We start from the raw sequence: 17,880 nt of genomic DNA on the forward strand, positions 1-17,880 counted from the left end.
CGGAGACCGCCCCTCAGATCCGCGCGGCCTTCTGCTCGGCCCGCCAGAGTCCGATCGCCTCCCGCAGCGCCGCCCGGGCCCGGCGACGGTCGCCGCTCGCATCGTAAGCGAGCCCGAGACGGAACCAGGCTCGCCAGCTCTCCGGCTGCGCCTCGACCTCCGCCTTGTACTGCGGGAACTCCGCATCGGCGGCGTCCCGCACCGGCCAGCCGCTCGCGCGGTGCGGCAGGTCGTCGACGGGCAGGGTCCCCTCGGCGGCCATAAGTTTGACGAGCTGTTCGGCGCGCGCGCCGAACAGCAGCTCCCGGCCGATCGCCCACGCTGCGATGACCGGCAGCACCAGCAGGGCGACGCCCATCGCGACGCCGATGCTCTTCCCGCTGACGAGCAGCAGGATGGCGCGCTGGAACACGAGCACGAGGTACACCAGCAGGAGAAGCGCCATAACGAGCGCAGCGATGCGGTTGCGCACAGCGGAGTCCTAGTCTTCTCGGACGGTCGGGCGCGGCAGCTCTCCGTCCGGACCCGCGATGCCCAGATCGATCAGCTTGTCGAGGCCGACGGTCACACCGGTCGCCGTCGCGGCCGCGCGGACGGCGAGCAGGATTCCGGCCTCGTAGACGTCGGGGCTCACGGTGTCGTGGCGGAGGGTTAGAGTCTCGCCGGGACCGCCGAAGATCACCTGCTGCTCGGCGACCACACCGCACATCCGGAGGCTGTGAATGGGGACGCTCGCGACCTGCTGGCCGCGGGCGCGCTGGTCGGTGTGCGGCGCGTCCACCGGTCCGCGCTGGGCGCGAGCGGCGCCGATGAGCTCCGCGGTGCGCACGGCGGTGCCGGAAGGCGAGTCCACCTTGCCCGCTCCGTGTACCTCGACGATCTCGATGGAGTCGAAGAAGCGGGCAGCGACGGTTGCGAACAGAGTGCCGAGCGCGGAGCCGAGGGAGAAGTTGGGGATGACGACGGCTCCCGCGCCCGGGCGCTGGGCCATCCGGCGCTCAAGGTCCAGAATGCGGTCCGCCGACCAGCCGGAGGTGCCGACGAGGACGTTCATGCCGTTGTCGATCGCGAACGCGACGATTCCGGGACTCACCCGGGGAAGGGTCATGTCCACCAGGACATCCGCCCCGAGCATGTCCTCGAGGGGGGAGCGCGAATCGAGCGCCGCCACGAGCTCCAGATCGTGCGCCCGCTCGATCAGCCGCACGGCCACACTGCCCAGTTTTCCGGTCGCACCGGCGACGGCCACGCGAATAGTCACCCGTTCATCCTACCCGCCGCCCGCCGCCCGCGGCCCGCTACGCTGGGCCGATGGTCTCCTTTGCCGCGGCCTCCGTCACCGACGCGTCCGCTCGCCGAATGCTGAGCGGCTACTTCGCCGAGCGCGCCGCCACTTTCCCGCAGGAGCAGGGCGCCTACCGGACCACATTCCCGGACCCCGGGCAGTTCGTGGCGCCGAAGGGGGTGTTCCTGCTAGCCTCCGACGAAGCCGAGGAGGCCGGCTGCGGCGGCGTCCGTGTCCTCTCCGTCCCGCTCGCGGACGGGGAGGAGGGCCGGGCTGTCGTCCGCTACGAAGTGAAGCACCTCTGGGTGAAGCCGGCGCACCGCGGGCGTGGGCTCGGGCGCGCTCTCCTCGCCGAGCTGGAGCGCCGGGCACGCGGTTTCGGCGCGACCGAGGTCGTGCTCGACACGAACGCGTCGCTAGAGGCGGCCGGCGGCCTCTACCGGCGACACGGCTACCAGAGCGTCCGGCCCTACAACGACAACCCCAACGCCACCGACTGGCTCCGCAAACCCCTCCCCTGACCCCCGCTCTCTTCTCCCTCTCCATCGGTTCCTCAGTTATTCAGGCGACACGCCGGAACGGAGCGGAAAAACTGAGGAACCGATGGAGGGGGTCAGACGGATCGGAGGTCGGGGAGGCCGGTACGGAGTTCGACGGGGAGATGACCGAGGTCGTTGTGGACGACGAGGACCGGGGGCTTCGCCGAGCGGACGCGGATGATGGTGAGGCCGCAATTGGCCTGGTTGAGGCCGAGCCAGCGCCAGGACGGGGCATCGAAGACATGGCGGACGAACCAGCCGATGACGAAGTTGTGGGTCACCAGCAGATCGTGCCTGTCCCCCAGCGCCGGTGTGAGGAACTCGTGGACCGCGTCCTCCATCTGGGCGCTGCCGGCCTCGATCTCAGCTTCGGTCACCGGACCGAAGAACGATTCGAACGCCTTCGGCATGTCCGGGGTCGGTCCCGAGGGGATGCAGTCGAACAGCAGACTGGAGGGCTCGGGTGCGAGGGCCGGCATCCGCTCGCCGATGATCGCAGCGGTCTCTGCGGCACGCGCGAGCGGCGAGTGGTACATGCCCGTGAAGGGCACACCGCTCAGCCGGTCCGCGATGAGCTGCGCCTGACGCTTTCCGCGTGGAGAGAGCGGGCCGTCGGGCAGGCCGTGTTCGGCGTCCTGCTGCTCGCCGTGACGCACGAGGTAGAGGTAATGGAGCACCGGTGGAACCTTTCGAAGCAGATGTTCAAAGCAGATGCGAACGGCAGTCAGACGACGAGTCCGGCGAAGGTGTCGTCGGTCACATTCCCGACAGCCGAGACGGAGAACTCCCGGCCAGCGAGATCGCGGGCGAGATCGCGCACATCGTCGGCGGTGACCAGACGCAGCCTGCGGAGGCTCTCGTCCAGGTCGGCGAACTCTCCCAGGCTGATCTCGGCGCGTCCGAGACGCGACATGCGGGTGTCGGAGTCTTCCAGGGCGAGGGCGGTGCCGCCGGAGAGCTGGCCGACGGCGCGGCTCAGTTCCTCGGACGTGACGCCGCCGTCGGCGAGACGGCGCAACTCGTCGAGAACAAGCTCGGCGACTTGCCGGGCCTTGGCGGGCGCACAGCCCGCGTAGAGCCCGAAAACCCCGGCGTCGGAGTAGGAGCCGGAGAAAGAGAAGACCGCGTAGGCGAGGCCGCGCTTCTCGCGGACCTCCTGAAAGAGGCGGCTCGACATCCCGCCGCCGAGGATGGAGTTGAGGACGCTCATAGTGGTGCGCCGGTTGTCTGAGACCACGATGCCGGGGACGCCGACGAGCAGGTTGACCTGCTCGGTGGGGCGCTCGACCGTGACCACAGCGGCAGCGCGGCGGATGGCGGCCGGCGCGGCGGTGCGGCGTACGACCGGGCTCGCCGCCGCGGCGGGGTCCCAGCCGGCGACGTCGAGCGCGCGCTGGACGTCCGCGACGAGCAGATCGTGATCGACCGCTCCCGCGGCGGTGACGACGAGGTCCTGCGGGCGATAGTTAGCGCGGTAGTGGTTCCAGACGGCGTCGCGGGACGCCGCCCGGATGGTCTCCGGGCGCCCGCCGATCGGCCTGCCGAGCGGGTGCTCGCCGAGCACCGCGGAGAACAGCCGTTCTTTGGCGACGTCGGACGGGTCGTCCTCAGCCATCGACAGCTCCTCGAGGATCACCGCACGCTCGTTCTCGAACTCGGCCGGATCAAGCACCGAGGAGGTGAGCATGTCGCCGATGACCTCGACAGCCATATCGAGGTCTCTGTCCTGCACTTTGGCGTAATAGCAGGTGTACTCCTTGGCGGTCATCGCGTTGTGCTCTCCGCCGACGGAGTCGAAGGCGACGGCGATGTCGAGCGCCGAGCGCGATCCGGTCCCTTTGAACAGGAGGTGCTCGAGGAAGTGCGTGGAGCCGAGACTGCCGGGGACACCTTCTTGTTCGTCGCGCGAGCCGACCGAGACCCAATAGCCGAGCGTCGTGCTCCTGGCTCCGGGGACCCGCTCACTGAGGATGCGGACACCACTCGGCAGAATCGTCCGTCGGACCAGCGCGTCGCCGGAAGCAGCAAAGGTGAGATCGGCCGAACCGAGCGAAAGGTCAACTGCGCTATTCATCCTCTCAACCCTACGCCAGAGGCCCCAAAACACTGAGTGAACAAATTGAGGACAAACAGAATATTCTGTCTATCTATATACTGGTTTCCAATCACCCGGACCGACGATCCCCCGAAAGCCGGTCCAGGCGGTTCTCAGAACACACGGAGGTCACAGCCTCCCCGACAGAAGGAGTCGTGCCGGATGGTCGTAAGCGCCCGAGCGACCATCCGGCCGCCCGCACCGTCGAAGATCAAAATCCTCGCCACAGCGGATGAACTTTTCTATCAGGAAGGCATCCACACGGTCGGAGTCGACCGCATCATCGCCGGCGCGAAAGTGACGAAGGCGACGTTCTACAAGCACTTTCGGTCGAAGGATCTCCTCATCATCGCGTACGTCGAGGGGCGCGATCGCCAGGGGCGCGAGTGGTTCGCCCGACAGGAGCAGGAGCGGTCCAACCCGCGCGACATCGCCCGGGCCCTCGTCGACTCGATCACCGCGGAGGCGGTCCGCCCGGAGTTCCGCGGCGACCCCTTCATCAACGCGGCCGCGCAGTTCGCCGAGGAGAGCCATCCGGTGCGCATCGCCGTGACCGCCCACCGGGACTGGTACGCGAAGCGGATCGAAGAGCTGTTCCGCGAGATCGGGCACGCGCACCCCGGAGATGCCACCGACGATCTGATCCTGGCCTGTGACGGGGCAATGGCGGGAGGCTACGTCGGTGACCCGATCGCCGCGGGCGCCGCGCTGCACCGGTCGCTGGAGCGGATTCTCTCGGAGGCCTGAGATCTACTCCGAGACGCGGTCCAGCTCCCGCATCTGAGTGCGCGCGAGGCGGACACCGGCGGCGGCGAGCAGGGCGTCGACCTGCTCCGGACGGCTGGCGCTCGCGACCGGGGCGACGATCGTGCGCTTGGCGAGCAGCCAGGCGATGGCGATGCTCGCCGGGGCGACGCCCTGCTCGGCGGCGATGCGGTCGAGCACAGCAAGGACGCGCATCCCCCGGCGGTTGACGTAGGCCGACGCGCGGACGCTCCGGGCGCCGGCGGTCAGATCGCTCTTCGAGCGATACTTACCCGTCAGGAAACCGTTGGCGAGCGCGTAGCAGGGCATGACCGCGAGGCCCTGCGCCGCCGCGACGATGCGCAGCGCACTCTCGAACTCGGCACGGTGCATGAGGTTGTACGGGGTCTGGATCGCCACGAACTTCGGGAGGCCGGAGGAGGCCAGGATGCGCGCCTCGATCAGCCGGTCGGCGCTGAAGTTCGAGGCGGCGAGATAACGGACCTTCCCGGTCTCGATCAGCCACTCGGCCGTTGCGAGGCTGTCCGCCAGGGGGATGTCGGGGTCGTCGTCGTGGAAGTAGAGCAGGTCGATGCGATCGGTCTGTAGACGCTCCAGCGAGGACTCGACGGCGCGGACGATACTGACCGGGCCGAGGCCGGGGTTCTCGTGGTGGCGGCCGACTTTGGTGGCGACGACGAGATCGTCGCGGTTTCCGCGCTTGCGCATCCACTGACCGATCAGCACTTCGCTGCGACCGCCGACGTAGCTGTCGGCCGTGTCGATGAAATCGCCGCCGAGCGCAGCGAACCGATCGAGGATGGCGAGGGAAGTCTCGCTGTTGGCCGTCCAACCGAAGACACTGGCGCCGAGGGAGAGCGGGTGGACCGCGAGGTCGGACTCGCCGATGGGCCGGGGCGCGATGATCGAGAGCGGGCCAGTGGAGTCCAAACGGGGGTTGATGTCGGGCGGACCGCCGATATCGGTGAAGGGCTCGCCTGCGGACGAAGGGGAGACGGCGGAAGGCTCGTCAACGGCGGACGAGGGAGCGGCCGAGGCGGCGAGGGATGCGGGAGCGGCGGGCCGTGGGGTCGTCACGGCGCGTTCTGTCGCCGCGTCGCTCCCGGCGGCCGGATTCTCCGCCTCGGCTGCCACGGCCTGTGCCGAGGGCAGACGGATTCCGACGGTCTCGAGCAGACGCAGGGGAAGCAGCTGTGGCATGCCCTCCCCCCTTCTCCGGCCGACCCGGCGCCGTCGCGAGCCGATTCGAAAGCGCCTGCTCTGAAACGGTACTTGCAGCGTATGTCAAGGGTCCGACACGCCGGGGCCGAAATCGAGGGTCGAAACGGGAGTCTTCGGTCACGATTTCATCACGGCCGCTGCGGAGACAGCCGAGGACAGGGCGGAGGCGTGAGCGGCGCCACCGCTCGGGGATCGCTACCCGCTGACACGCGAATCCTTCTCCACAGACGCTGAAACATAACGCGTTGTCCACCGATTCCGGCTTCGACCGCGAGCGCGTCGCCGCTATGCGTTACAGTCCGAGGAACGCGACCAGCACCAAGCGTGAGGACCTACCGTGGGCGACGACACTCCCCGACTGAGAAAGCGCCACCGGGCGCTCCGGACCGTGGGGGTCGCGCTCGCCGTGCTCCTCGTGATCGTCGCGATCGCGGGCGGGATCGGGGTGTGGACGGTCACCCGGTCCTTCCCGCAGACCTCCGGCACGCTGACGCTCTCCGGTCTGACGAAACCCGTGACCGTGACCAGGGTACTCGGCGGGGGTGCCGCAGATCACCGCGCAGACCGCCGACGACCTGTTCCGGGCGCAGGGGTACGTGCATGCCCAGGACCGCTTCTGGGAGATGGACTTCCGGCGGCATGTCACCGCGGGCCGTCTCTCGGAGCTCTTCGGCGCCAGCCAGGTGCCCACCGACACGTTCATCCGCACACTGGGCTGGCGAAACATCGCGGAGCAGGAGGTGGAGCTGCTCGACGAGACGAGCCTGCGCTACTACCAGGACTACGCCGACGGGGTGAACGCCTACCTCGCGGGGCACAGGGGGGGGCGGAGATCTCCCTGGAGTACGCGGTGCTCGGTCTGCAGAACCCCGGATACTCCCCCGCGGAGTGGACGCCGGCCGACTCGGTCGCCTGGCTGAAAGCGATGGCGTGGGACCTCCGCTCCAACCTCGAAGACGAGATCGACCGGGCTCTGCTCTCGACGACGCTGACGCCCCAGCAGGTCGCCGAACTGCACCCCGGGTACGACTATGCCGCGCATCCCACGATCACGGAGCCGGGCGGCGGTGCAGCGGCGCCCGCGGCCGGAGGCGGTCCGGGCACGGGCGAGGCAGAGGGGAACGGAGCCGACGGGAGCGGGGCCGACGGGAGCACCCGGTCGGCGACGGACGGACCGGCGGGGCGGGCGACGGTGCCCGTCGCGGACTACCGCGACGGGCTGCAGCAGGTGGCGACGAGCCTTGCGGCGGCTGCCGAAGCCGATGGGACCCGCGGGCACGGACATCGGCTCGAACTCGTGGGTGGTGTCCGGGGACCACACGGCGACCGGCAAACCACTGCTCGCGAACGACCCGCACCTCGGCGCCTCGATGCCGTCGGTCTGGTACCAGATCGGACTGCGGTGCGCGACGGTCACGGCGGAGTGCCCGTTCGCTGTCTCCGGGTTCGGGTTCTCCGGCTTCCCGGGCGTCGTCATCGGGCACAACGAGCGGATCGCGTGGGGGTTCACGAACCTCGGGCCGGATGTCGCCGATCTGTACGTGGAGAGAGTCGACAGCGATACGAACACCTAAGAATACGACGGCGCCCAGGTTCCGCTCACGATCCGCTCGGAGACGATCAGGGTCGCCGGCGGCGAGGACGTGGACCTCACCGTCCGCTCGACCCGACACGGGCCGATCGTCACCGATCTCAACAGCGCCTACAGGACGATCGCCGAGCACGAAGCCGCGGCGCTGGGCAGGCCCGCACCGGAGCACCAGCTGTCGCTACAGTGGACGGCGCTGACGCCGGGGCCGACTCCGAGCGCCATCTTCGCCTTCAACGTCGCCCGCGACTGGCCGAGCTTCCGGGCCGCAGCGGCCTCGTTCCAGGTGCCGTCGCAGAACCTGCTCTACGCCGATGTGGACGGCAACATCGGCTATCAGGCTCCCGGCGCCGTGCCCATCCGCGCGAGCGAAGAGGGCACGATGCCGGTTCCCGGCTGGACGAGCCGGTACGGGTGGGTGGGCAGTATCCCGTACGACGAACTGCCGAGCGTGCTCAATCCGCCGCGCGGGTACATTGTCACCGCGAACAATGCGGCGGTGGGCCCCGAGTTCCCGCAGCTGATCACGCGAGACTGGGACGCCGGTTACCGCGCCAAGCAGATCGACGTGCGCCTGCAGAGGCTGCTCTCCGCAGAGAAGAAGGTGACGGCGGCGGAGATGAGGGCGATCCAGGCGGACACCTACGATGCGAACGCCGCGACCCTGGCCCCGCTCATCATCGCGATCGGGAACAGAGCGGACCCGGCCTCGGGGATGGCCAAGGCTGCCCGGCTGCTGACCGGGTGGGACTACGGCGACGACGCCGACAGCGCGGCAGCCGCCTATTTCGCCGTCTTCTGGAAGAACCTGCTCGCGGACGCCTTCGGCAGGAAGCTTCCCGCCTCCGCGCCACCGGACGGCGGGGACCGCTGGTTCCGGGTGGTGCAGACTCTGGTCTCAGAGCCCGGCTCGGAATGGTGGACGGACAGCACGCTCGGCGTCGCCGGTCGCGACGACATGATCGAACACGCGGGGAACGCCGCCTGGAAGGAGGCGGTCCAGCGGCTCGGCGGCGATCCGTCCTCGTGGCGCTGGGGCAGCCTCCACACCCTGGAACTCACGAACGCGAGCTTCGGGACGTCCGGGATCGCCCCGGTCGAGTGGCTGTTCAATCGCGGACCGTACCGTGTCGGCGGCGGCTCCAGCATCGTGAACGCGACCGGCTGGGATGCGTCCGCCGGCTACGAAGTGGGCCACGTCCCGTCCATGCGGATGGTGATCGACCTCGCGGACTTCGACCGGAGCACCTGGGTCAATCTCACCGGAGCGTCCGGCCACGCTTTCGACCCGCACTACGCCGATCAGACCGCCCTGTGGGTTCGCGGCCAGACCCGGCCCTGGCCGTTCACTCCGGCCGCGTCCCGCGAGGCAGCCACGCAGACCCTCCGCCTCACACCCTGACCTGCCCCGCGTCCTCCCCCTCACGCGAGGACTCTCTCCTCCTCACTGGAGGGGATGGCGACGGGGAGCGCGTCAGCGGGAGGACGGCCAGCTGCGTTCGGGGGAGCCCACGTAAAGCTGCTGGGGGCGGCCGATCTTCGTGCCCGGGTCGAGCATCATCTCGCGCCAGTGGGCGATCCAGCCGGGGAGGCGTCCGATGGCGAAGAGCACGGTGAACATCCGGGTCGGGAAGCCCATCGCCTTGTAGATCACACCGGTGTAGAAGTCCACATTCGGGTAGAGCTTGCGGTCGATGAAGTACTGGTCGGCGAGAGCGACTTCCTCAAGCTCCTTGGCGATGTCGAGAAGCGGGTCATGGACGCCCAGAGCGTCGAGAACCTCGTCCGCGGACTGCTTGACGAGCCTGGCCCGGGGATCGAAGTTCTTGTAGACGCGGTGGCCGAAGCCCATGAGCTTGACGCCGGACTCCTTGTTCTTGACACGCTCGACGAACTTCTGAACGCCCTCGCCCGAGTCGCGGATGCCGGCGAGCATCTGCAGCACCGCCTCATTGGCGCCACCGTGAAGCGGACCGTAGAGGGCATTGATGCCGGCGGAGACGGAAGCGAACAGGTTGGCCTGGGTCGACCCGACGAGGCGGACCGTCGACGTGGAGGCGTTCTGCTCGTGGTCCTCGTGCAGGATGAGCAGACGTTCCAGCGCACGGGAGAGCACCGGGTTCACCTCGTACGGCTCGGCCAGCGTACCGAAGTTGAGGCGGAGGAAGTTGTCCACGAAACTCAGCGAGTTGTCCGGGTAGAGGAACGCCTGACCGACGCTCTTCTTGTGAGCGTAGGCCGCGATGACCGGCAGTTTCGCGAGGAGGCGGATGGTGGAGAGCTCCACCTGCTCCGGGTCGTGGACGCTCAGCGAGTCCTGGTAAAAGGTCGACAGCGCGGAGACCGCGCTGGAGAGCACCGACATCGGGTGCGCGTCGTGCGGGAGCGCGCTGAAGAAGCGGCGCAGATCCTCGTGGAGGAGCGTGTGACGACGGATGCGCGCGTCGAAGTCCGCGAGCTCCGAGGCGTTCGGCAGCTCACCGTGGATGAGCAACCAGGCCACCTCGAGGAAGGTGGAGTTGGCGGCCAGCTGCTCGATCGGGTAACCGCGGTAGCGCAGAATCCCGGCGTCGCCGTCGATGTAGGTGATCGAGGAGCGGGTGGCGGCGGTGTTGACAAAGCCGTAGTCCAGACTGGTCAGCCCGGTCTGGCGGGTGAGGCTGGAGAGGTCGATGCTGCCGGGTCCCTGGCTGCTCGGCAGCATCGGGAACTCGGCCACACCGCCCGGGTAGGTCAGGGACGCGGTCGGCGTCCCCTCGCGGCCGGGGCCGCTCTGCTCCGCCTGGGCTTTCTCGGTGCCGAGTCCGCTCACAACGCCTCCTGTGAAAGTTGCTGGATTTCGTGCGCCGATGGGGGCAGCGCTGCACAATGATCGTGCTGGTACAGCCTAGCCAACCCGGGAGACAACTGTTGCCTCGCGCAAAAGGGCAGCCGTGCTTTTAGAGGGAGTATCCAAAAGCCCGCAGCCGCGCGGCTCCGGCCGCGATCCGCTCGTCGGTCGCGGTGAGCGAGAGACGCACATGCTGGGGGTAGTGGTCGCCGTAGAAGTGCCCCGGTCCGCCCAGGATGCCGAGTCCGGCGAGCCGGCCGATGGTCTCCCAGGCGTCGCGGCCCTCGGTGGCCCAGAGGTACAGGCCGGCCTCGCTGCGATCGACGCGGAAACCGGCCGCCTCCAGCGCGGGCTTCAGCTGCGCGCGGCGGGCGGCGTAGCGGGCACGCTGTGCGGCCACATGCTCGTCGTCGCCCAGAGCGTCCACCATCGCGGCTTGCAGCGGAGCGGGCAGCATGAGGCCGGCGTGCTTCCGCACGGTGGTGAGGCGAGCGACGAGGGTGGGACAGCCCGCCACGAACGCGGCTCGGTAGCCGGCGAGGTTCGACTGCTTGCTGAGCGAGTAGACGGCCAGGACGCCGCGGCGTTCCTCGCCGAGCACCCGCGGGTCCAGGACGCTCGGGACGCGCTGCGCATCCCACGGTGGCTCCCACCCCAGCTCGGCGTAGCACTCATCGCTCGCCAGGTACGCGCCGAGCTCCCGGGCGCGCGCGACGGCAGCACGCAGCTGATCCACGGACAGGACGCGCCCGTCCGGGTTGCCGGGGCTGTTGAGCCAGACGAGCCGGGTGCCCTCCGGCCACTCGGCCGGGTCATCGCTCGCCACAGCGGTGGCTCCGGCGATCGCGGCGCCGATGGCGTAGGTGGGGTAGGCCGCGCGCGGATGCACCACGGCATCCCCTTCGCCGAGCCCGAGGAAGAACGGCAGCAAGGCGACGAGCTCCTTCGAGCCGATGGTCGGCAGGACGTTCTCGGCGCTGAGCCCGGGGACGCCGCGGCGGCGCTCGAACCAGGCGACGATGGCCTCGCGGAGGGCCGGTGTGCCGGCCGTCTGCGGATAGGCGTGCGCATCGGTCGCCGCGGCGAGCGCATCGCGGATCAGCGCGGGTGTGGCGTCCACCGGGGAGCCGACGGAGAGGTCGACGAGACCGTCGGCGTGTTCGCGCGCGCGGGCGGCGTACGGCGCCATGAGGTCCCAGGGATAGTCCGGGAGCTCCTGCCGTGCCACGTCAGTGCGCCTGGGGCGGGAGCGCGGCGATGATCGGGTGGTCCTTCGCGATGACGCCCACCTTGGCCGCGCCACCGGGCGAGCCGATATCGTCGAAGAACTCGACATTGGCCCTGTAGTAGTCGGCCCACTCTTCGGGGAGGTCGTCTTCGTAGTAGATGGCCTCGACCGGGCAGACCGGCTCGCAGGCGCCGCAGTCGACGCACTCGTCGGGGTGGATGTACAGCGACCGTTCACCCTCGTAGATGCAGTCGACAGGGCACTCGTCGATACAGGCCCGGTCTTTCACATCGACGCACGGGAGGGCGATGACATAGGTCACGGTGGTTCTGATCCCTTCGCAGAAACGCTTCGAAGCTACCTGTCTAGCTTATGCCGTCCCGGCCGTTTCGGCGGGGCCCGCACGGTTCAGAGGGCTGGCTCCGCTCTACGTCGCGAGAGGTCGGGCCAGGCGAGGGCGACGGCGACGATCAGGAAGGGCGCGACGAGCCAGCTCTGCCCGAGCGCATCGTCCGGGACGAGCACCGAGCCGCCGGGGCTCTGCTGCGCGAAGAGCAGGATCGTGCCGAGCGTTCCGGCCGCCGCCAGAGCGGCGGGCACACGGCTGTGACCGAGGAATCGCAGCCCGGCGAGCAGCGCAGCGACGGCGAGCAAGGACCCGATCAGGCCGAGCGGGATCGACACACCCCATTCGAGGGCGATCGGGTGGACGACCGTCCCGACACCGCCGACGATCGCGCCGAGGAGCAGGAGCAGAACCGCGCTGACGATCCGGCTGAGCATGATCGCATCATACTCTGGACACGATCCGGAACCGTGCTCTAAAATCAGTCAGGCAGATAAGGTTAGCCTTACCTGACCAGCCCGAAACCCTCCCTCCGAAACCTCCACCGGCAAGGTTCCCCTGTGATCGCGAACTACCTGATCGGCCTCCGCGAAGGTCTCGAAATGGCGCTCATCGTCACCATCCTCGTCGCGTACGCGGCGAAGACCGGCCGCACCGACATCCTCCCGAAGCTGTGGCTCGGGGTCGGCGTCGCCCTGATCGTCCCGCTCGGGATCGGCGCGCTGCTCACCTGGGGCCCGTACGGACTGAGCTTCGAGGCGCAGGAGGCCGTCGGCGGCGCCCTGTCGCTCGTCGCGGTGGGCTTCGTCACCTGGATGATCTTCTGGATGGGCAAGACGGCCCGCTCGCTGACCTCCACCCTCGAGAACCGCCTGGACGCGGCGCTCGTCGGCGCGGGCTGGGGCGTGGTCGTGCTCGCCATGCTGAGCGTCGGGCGCGAGGGCGTCGAAACGGCCCTGTTCGTGTGGGCCACCGTCGCCAGCGTCGGCGGCGGCTGGGAGCCGGTCGTCGGCGCGACACTCGGGCTGATCACCGCCGCGGTCGTCGGATTCCTGCTCTACCGCGGGATGGTGCGGATCAACCTGGGGTCGTTCTTCGCCTGGACGGGCGCCTTCCTGGTGCTCGTCGCCGGCGGCGTTCTCGCCTACGGCCTCGGCGACCTACAGGAGGCGGGCATCCTCCCGGGAACCAACGTCCACGCCTACGACATCAGCGGAATCGCCTCCGCGTCCAGCTGGTACGGCACCGCCCTCGCCGGCATCGTGAACTTCACCCCGTCCCCCACCTGGCTGCAGGTCGCCGCGTGGGCCGGATACATCGTCGTGGTGTCGTTCTTCCTCTTCCGGCAGCGCCGCGCCTCACGCCGCGCTGTCCCCGCGAAACCGCAAGAAACGGCGGTCGCACAGCACGAACCCGTCTCCTCCTGACACCCCGCAGCGATCCCCCGCCTCCGAGCAGAAAGCACAGCATCCCTATGCCCCGTCTCCGCCCGCGCGGCACGATCGCCGCCGCCCTCGCCGGAACCGCCGCCCTCGCGCTCGCCCTCACCGGCTGTGTGCCGAACAACCCCGGCGGAGGCAGTGCCGGAACGACCGGCGAGGCCATCCTGGTCACCCTCCGCGATGAGAAATGCACGGTCGGCACGGCGAGCGCCCCCTCCGGACCCGTCACGTTCCAGGTGACGAACAAGGGCACCGACGTGAACGAGTTCGAGGTGCTCGCTTCGGACAAGCTGCACATCGCGGGGGAGAAGGAGAACATCGGCCCCGGCACGACAGTGCAGTACGTCGTCCAACTCGCCGAGGGCCGCTACTTCACCGCGTGCAAGAAGGGGATGGTCGGCAGCCCGACTTCTCTCGCCGCGTTCTCCGTCACGAAGGGCTCCGACGACACCAAGACCGCCAGCGAGACGAAACAGATCCAGCAGGCGGTCACGAACTACACGGGCTACGTGAAGGACCAAGCCGGCCAGCTGCTGAGCGCCACGCAGACCTTCGCTGCTGCTTACGAGGCGGGCGACGCCGCCGCCGCCCGCGCCCAGTACCCGGCGGCGCGTCGGCACTACGAACGCATCGAGCCGACCGCCGAGCAGTTCGGGGACATCGACCCCGCGCTCGACCTCCGCGAGGCCGACCTGGAGCAGGGCCAGAGCTGGACCGGCTGGCACCGCATCGAGAAGGATCTGTGGGCTCCCGCCGGGCACACCCCGTCCAGCGCCGCCGATCTCAAACAGCTCGGCGACCGACTCGTCTCGGACACCAAGCGGCTCTACGACCTCGTCTACGCGAAGGGCTTCTCCCTCACCCTCAACCAGATCTCCAACGGGGCCTCCAGCCTGATGGAAGAGGTCGCGGGGAGCAAGATCAGCGGTGAGGAGGAGACCTTCTCTCACACCGACCTCTGGGACTTCGCAGCGAACGTCGACGGTGCGCAGGTCTCCTACGAGACGGTTCGCAGCGTCCTGGTGGGGAGAGGCGACGCTGGCAAAGCGATGGCGAAGAAGCTCGACGCCGAGTTCGCCGCCATCGGCAAGCTGCTGAGCCAGTACGCCTCCGGCGAGAGCTATGTGAGCTACACGCAGCTGAGCACCGCGCAGGTGAAGGAGCTGTCTAACAAAGTGAACGCGCTCAGCGAGCCGCTCAGCCAGCTCACCTCGATCCTGGTCAAGGAACGGCGGTAGAAGGCGCGTGAGCGAGAAAACCGCCGGGGAAGCCCCGGCCTCCCCCGGCTTCTCCCGGCGCGAGATGCTGGGGCTGGCCGGGGCGGCAGTGGGGGCGGGCGTCGTCGGGTTCGGAGCCGGCGCGGCGGCCGAGCACGCGATCGCCGGCCCGGACACCGCGGGCGCTACGACCACCTACCCGTTCTACGGCGACCATCAGGCGGGCATCACGACGCCCGTCCAAGACCGGCTCCACTTCGCCGCATTCGATGTCGCCGCCGATCTCACCCGCGCGGGGCTGATCGGGCTGCTCCAGGACTGGACGACCGCCGCCGCCCGGATGACGCAGGGGAAGCCGGCGGGCAGGGGCGGGCCCGCCTCCGGGCCGCTCGACACGCCCCCGGACGACACCGGCGAGGCGCTGGGCCTGCCCGCGGGCGGCCTGACCATCACGTTCGGGTTCGGCCCCACCCTCTTCACCTCCGCCGCGGGCGACGACCGGTTCGGCATCGCCAGCCGGCGGCCCGCGGCGCTCGTCGACCTGCCGCACTTCCCCGGCGATGCGCTGCTCGACCAGTACACCGGCGGTGACCTGTGCGTGCAAGCCTGCGGCGAAGACCCGCAGGTGGCCGTCCACGCCATCCGGAACCTCTCCCGCATGGCCTTCGGCCGCGCTGCCATCCGCTGGTCGCAGCTCGGGTTCGGCCGCACCTCGTCCACCTCGCGCAGCCAGACGACCCCGCGCAACCTGTTCGGCTTCAAGGACGGCACGGCCAACATCACCTCCGAGGACACCTCCGCCGTCACCAGGCAGGTCTGGGCGGCGCGAGCGGACGGGAGCGAGTGGATGGCGGGCGGCTCCTACCTCGTCGCCCGCAAGATCCGCATGACGATCGAGACCTGGGACCGCCAGCAGCTCGGCGAACAGGAGCGTGTCATCGGCCGGGACAAGGGCGAGGGCGCCCCGCTCTCGGGCGGCACCGAGTTCACGGAGCCGAACTTCCTGGCCCTCGCCGCCGCCGGGGGCACCAAGATCGACCCGGACTCGCACGTCCGCCTCGCACACCCGAGCACGAACAACGGCGCCCAGCTCCTCCGCCGCGGCTACAACTTCGTCGACGGCAACGACGAACTCGGCCGCCTGAACGCCGGCCTGTTCTTCATCGCGTTCCAGCGGGACCCGCGCAAGCAGTTCATCCCGATCCAGTCACAGCTCGCCCGCAACGACGCCATGAACGAGTACGTGAAGCATGTGGGCTCCGCGCTCTTCGCCGTGCCTCCCGGCGCTCGCGAAGGCTCGTACATTGGGGCGAGCCTGTTCGCCTGAGCCGGCGGCTCGGCTGCCGCCCGTCGCCGGTGCGGTCAGGCGTCCTGCCGCTTCAGGCGCGCCGCCGCGCGGCCGCGGGCGGTGGCGTCGAGCTCGACCTTGCGAATGCGAACGGCCTCGGGGGTGACCTCCACGCACTCGTCCTCACGGGCGAACTCGAGCGACTCCTCCAGGGTGAGCTGACGCGACGGCGTCATCGACTCGAACGTGTCGGCCGTGGAGGAGCGCATATTGGTGAGCTTCTTCTCCTTGGTGATGTTCACGTCCATGTCGTCGGCGCGGGAGTTCTCGCCGATGACCATGCCCTCGTAGACCTCCTCCGTGGGGTTCACGAAGAAGGTCATACGCTCCTGCAGCTGGATGATCGCGTACGGTGTGACGACGCCCTGGCGGTCGGCGACGATGGAGCCGTTGCTGCGGGTCAGGATGGCGCCCGCCCACTGGTCGTAGCCGTGCGAGATGGCGTTGGCGATGCCGGTGCCGCGGGTGGTGGTCATGAACTCGGTGCGGAAGCCGATGAGGCCGCGCGAGGGGACGATGAAATCCATGCGCACCCAGCCAGTGCCGTGGTTCGTCATGTTCTCCATGCGGCCCTTGCGCGCGGCGAGCAGCTGCGTGATCGCGCCGAGGTGCTCCTCGGGGATGTCGATCGTCAGGTGCTCATACGGCTCGTGCGTCTTGCCGTCGACGGTGCGGGTGACCACCTGCGGCTTGCCGACGGTCAGCTCGAAGCCCTCGCGGCGCATCTGCTCGACCAGGATGGCCAGGGCCAGCTCGCCGCGGCCCTGCACCTCCCAGACGTCCGGGCGGCCGATATCGAGCACGCGCAGCGAGACGTTGCCGATGAGCTCGCGGTCGAGGCGATCCTTGACCATGCGGGCAGTGAGTTTATGGCCCTTCACTTTGCCGACCAGCGGGGAGGTATTGGTGCCGATCGTCATGGAGATGGCCGGGTCGTCCACATGGATCGCGGGCAGCGGCCGCACATCGTCGGGGTCGGCCAGCGTGTCGCCGATCATAATGTCGGCGAAACCGGCGACGGCGACGATGTCGCCGGGGCCGCCCGACTCGGCCGGGTAGCGCTCCAACGCCTTGGTCATCAGCAGCTCGGTGACGCGGACGTTGTGGATGTCGCCGTCGTGGCGCACCCAGGCGACCGTCTGGCCCTTCTTCAGGGTGCCGTTGAAGATGCGCAGCAGCGCGAGACGGCCGAGGAACGGCGAGGCGTCGAGGTTGGTGACGTGCGCCTGCAGGGGCGCGCCGGGATCGTAGCTGGGGGCCGGGATGTGCTCCAGGATCGCCTCGAACAGCGGTTCCAGGTCGTCGTTGTCCGGCAGCTCGCCGTTCGCGGGCTGGTTGCGGCTGGCGGCGCCGGCACGGCCGGACGCATAGACGACGGGCACGTCGAGCACGGCGTCGAGGTCGAGGTCGAGCACATCGTCGGCGAGGTCGCTCGCGAGCCCGAGCAGCAGATCCTGAGCCTCCCCCACGACTTCTTCGATGCGGGCGTCGCCGCGGTCGGTCTTGTTCACCGCCAGGATGACCGGCAGCTTCGCCTCCAGCGCCTTGCGCAGCACGAAGCGCGTCTGCGGCAGCGGCCCCTCGGAGGAGTCCACGAGCAGCACAACGCCGTCCACCATCGACAACCCGCGCTCCACCTCCCCGCCGAAGTCGGCGTGGCCGGGGGTGTCGATCACGTTGATGGTGATCGGGCCGTTCGCGGCGTGCTTGCCCTTGTAGGAGATCGCGGTGTTCTTCGCGAGGATTGTGATCCCCTTCTCACGCTCGAGCTCATTCGAGTCCATGGCGCGCTCTTCGACGTGCTCGTGGTCGCCGAAGGAGTTCGTCTGCCGGAGCATGGCGTCGACCAGCGTGGTCTTGCCGTGGTCGACGTGGGCGACGATAGCGACGTTGCGCAGATCGTCGCGGTGGGCGACGGCGTTCTCAGACATGCGTGAGGGCTCGACTCTCGTCAGAAGGATTTCGGGTAACGGTCT

Annotated in this window: 16 protein-coding genes and 2 pseudogenes; 8 read left to right on the forward strand and 10 right to left on the reverse strand. The window is 69.1% G+C overall.

Going from position 1 to position 17,880, the window contains the following annotated elements; translation table 11 throughout:
• Positions 1-13: 13 nt before the first annotated feature.
• The gene (locus O159_RS08460; RefSeq protein ID WP_201766261.1) at positions 14-445 is read right to left on the reverse strand and encodes a hypothetical protein; all 432 of its coding nucleotides are present in this window, start codon (positions 443-445) and stop codon (positions 14-16) included.
• A gap of 36 nt (positions 446-481) precedes the next feature.
• A complete protein-coding gene (gene dapB / locus O159_RS08465; protein ID WP_043993659.1) occupies positions 482-1,261 on the reverse strand; it encodes a 4-hydroxy-tetrahydrodipicolinate reductase in 780 nt (259 codons plus the stop codon).
• 50 nt (positions 1,262-1,311) lie between these two features.
• Here dapB and O159_RS08470 point away from each other — a divergent pair, with 50 nt between their 5' ends.
• Positions 1,312-1,806, forward strand: a complete 495-nt coding sequence (locus tag O159_RS08470; protein WP_021755371.1) for a GNAT family N-acetyltransferase — start codon at positions 1,312-1,314, stop codon at positions 1,804-1,806.
• Positions 1,807-1,898: 92 nt separating this feature from the next.
• On the opposite strand, the gene O159_RS08475 is transcribed toward O159_RS08470, so the two are convergent.
• Together O159_RS08475 and O159_RS08480 are read right to left on the reverse strand one after the other, a co-directional pair.
• Complete coding sequence (locus O159_RS08475; RefSeq protein WP_021755372.1) at positions 1,899-2,501, reverse strand: histidine phosphatase family protein; 603 nt, start codon at positions 2,499-2,501, stop codon at positions 1,899-1,901.
• A 47-nt stretch (positions 2,502-2,548) separates the two neighbouring features.
• Entirely contained in the window at positions 2,549-3,898 is a 1,350-nt protein-coding gene (locus tag O159_RS08480) for a M16 family metallopeptidase (RefSeq protein WP_021755373.1), read from the reverse strand.
• 183 nt (positions 3,899-4,081) lie between these two features.
• On the opposite strand from O159_RS08480, the gene O159_RS08485 reads away from it, so the two are divergent.
• Positions 4,082-4,666 (forward strand): TetR/AcrR family transcriptional regulator, encoded by a 585-nt coding sequence (locus tag O159_RS08485; protein WP_021755374.1) that lies wholly within the window; start codon positions 4,082-4,084, stop codon positions 4,664-4,666.
• Positions 4,667-4,669: 3 nt separating this feature from the next.
• Here the strand turns inward: O159_RS08485 and O159_RS08490 are convergent, their stop codons facing one another.
• Positions 4,670-5,884, reverse strand: coding sequence for an aldo/keto reductase (locus tag O159_RS08490; RefSeq protein WP_021755375.1), 1,215 nt, complete (start codon positions 5,882-5,884; stop codon positions 4,670-4,672).
• Positions 5,885-6,447: 563 nt separating this feature from the next.
• Here O159_RS08490 and O159_RS16295 point away from each other — a divergent pair.
• The 3 genes and pseudogenes from O159_RS16295 to O159_RS08500 all read left to right on the forward strand — a co-directional run bounded on the left by O159_RS16295 (position 6,448) and on the right by O159_RS08500 (position 8,895).
• Positions 6,448-6,825, forward strand: coding sequence for a penicillin acylase family protein (locus O159_RS16295; RefSeq protein WP_021755376.1), 378 nt, complete (start codon positions 6,448-6,450; stop codon positions 6,823-6,825).
• Positions 6,756-6,929, forward strand: a pseudogene (locus O159_RS16300) (penicillin acylase family protein); the annotation flags it as partial. The gene O159_RS16295 and the pseudogene O159_RS16300, both read left to right, overlap by 70 nt.
• A gap of 7 nt (positions 6,930-6,936) precedes the next feature.
• Positions 6,937-8,895: pseudogene (locus tag O159_RS08500) on the forward strand (penicillin acylase family protein).
• A 72-nt stretch (positions 8,896-8,967) separates the two neighbouring features.
• Here O159_RS08500 and O159_RS08505 read toward each other — a convergent pair.
• From O159_RS08505 to O159_RS08520, 4 genes are all read right to left on the reverse strand, one after another.
• On the reverse strand, positions 8,968-10,305 hold the full coding sequence (locus O159_RS08505) for a citrate synthase (protein ID WP_021755379.1): 1,338 nt from the start codon (positions 10,303-10,305) through the stop codon (positions 8,968-8,970).
• A 127-nt stretch (positions 10,306-10,432) separates the two neighbouring features.
• A complete protein-coding gene (gene dapC / locus O159_RS08510) occupies positions 10,433-11,551 on the reverse strand; it encodes a succinyldiaminopimelate transaminase (RefSeq protein ID WP_021755380.1) in 1,119 nt (372 codons plus the stop codon).
• Position 11,552: 1 nt separating this feature from the next.
• Positions 11,553-11,873, reverse strand: coding sequence for a ferredoxin (gene fdxA, locus O159_RS08515; RefSeq protein WP_021755381.1), 321 nt, complete (start codon positions 11,871-11,873; stop codon positions 11,553-11,555).
• An 86-nt stretch (positions 11,874-11,959) separates the two neighbouring features.
• Positions 11,960-12,334: a hypothetical protein gene (locus tag O159_RS08520; protein ID WP_021755382.1), complete on the reverse strand. Its 375-nt coding sequence runs from the start codon at positions 12,332-12,334 to the stop codon at positions 11,960-11,962.
• 123 nt (positions 12,335-12,457) lie between these two features.
• On the opposite strand from O159_RS08520, the gene efeU reads away from it, so the two are divergent.
• From efeU to efeB, 3 genes are read left to right on the forward strand one after another with little or no spacing between them, the layout of a single operon-like run.
• On the forward strand, positions 12,458-13,324 hold the full coding sequence (gene efeU, locus O159_RS08525; protein WP_021755383.1) for an iron uptake transporter permease EfeU: 867 nt from the start codon (positions 12,458-12,460) through the stop codon (positions 13,322-13,324).
• A gap of 47 nt (positions 13,325-13,371) precedes the next feature.
• Entirely contained in the window at positions 13,372-14,577 is a 1,206-nt protein-coding gene (gene efeO, locus O159_RS08530) for an iron uptake system protein EfeO (protein ID WP_021755384.1), read from the forward strand.
• Between the two features lie 7 nt (positions 14,578-14,584).
• On the forward strand, positions 14,585-15,883 hold the full coding sequence (gene efeB, locus O159_RS08535; protein WP_021755385.1) for an iron uptake transporter deferrochelatase/peroxidase subunit: 1,299 nt from the start codon (positions 14,585-14,587) through the stop codon (positions 15,881-15,883).
• Between the two features lie 35 nt (positions 15,884-15,918).
• On the opposite strand, the gene typA is transcribed toward efeB, so the two are convergent.
• Positions 15,919-17,835 (reverse strand): translational GTPase TypA, encoded by a 1,917-nt coding sequence (gene typA / locus O159_RS08540; RefSeq protein ID WP_021755386.1) that lies wholly within the window; start codon positions 17,833-17,835, stop codon positions 15,919-15,921.
• Positions 17,836-17,880: the final 45 nt, after the last annotated feature.

This window comes from Leifsonia xyli subsp. cynodontis DSM 46306 (genome assembly GCF_000470775.1).
GTDB lineage: Bacteria > Actinomycetota > Actinomycetes > Actinomycetales > Microbacteriaceae > Leifsonia > Leifsonia cynodontis.

What these genes read in the sequence shown, in the direction of transcription:
- O159_RS08460 (WP_201766261.1), bottom strand. Translation starts at nt 445, where the DNA reads ATGGCGCTTCTCCTGCTGGTGTACCTCGTGCTCGTGTTCCAGCGCGCC.
- O159_RS08470 (WP_021755371.1), top strand. Translation starts at nt 1,312, where the DNA reads ATGGTCTCCTTTGCCGCGGCCTCCGTCACCGACGCGTCCGCTCGCCGA.
- O159_RS08480 (WP_021755373.1), bottom strand. Translation starts at nt 3,898, where the DNA reads ATGAATAGCGCAGTTGACCTTTCGCTCGGTTCGGCCGATCTCACCTTT.
- O159_RS08485 (WP_021755374.1), top strand. Translation starts at nt 4,082, where the DNA reads ATGGTCGTAAGCGCCCGAGCGACCATCCGGCCGCCCGCACCGTCGAAG.
- O159_RS08490 (WP_021755375.1), bottom strand. Translation starts at nt 5,884, where the DNA reads ATGCCACAGCTGCTTCCCCTGCGTCTGCTCGAGACCGTCGGAATCCGT.
- O159_RS08520 (WP_021755382.1), bottom strand. Translation starts at nt 12,334, where the DNA reads ATGCTCAGCCGGATCGTCAGCGCGGTTCTGCTCCTGCTCCTCGGCGCG.
- efeO (WP_021755384.1), top strand. Translation starts at nt 13,372, where the DNA reads ATGCCCCGTCTCCGCCCGCGCGGCACGATCGCCGCCGCCCTCGCCGGA.
- typA (WP_021755386.1), bottom strand. Translation starts at nt 17,835, where the DNA reads ATGTCTGAGAACGCCGTCGCCCACCGCGACGATCTGCGCAACGTCGCT.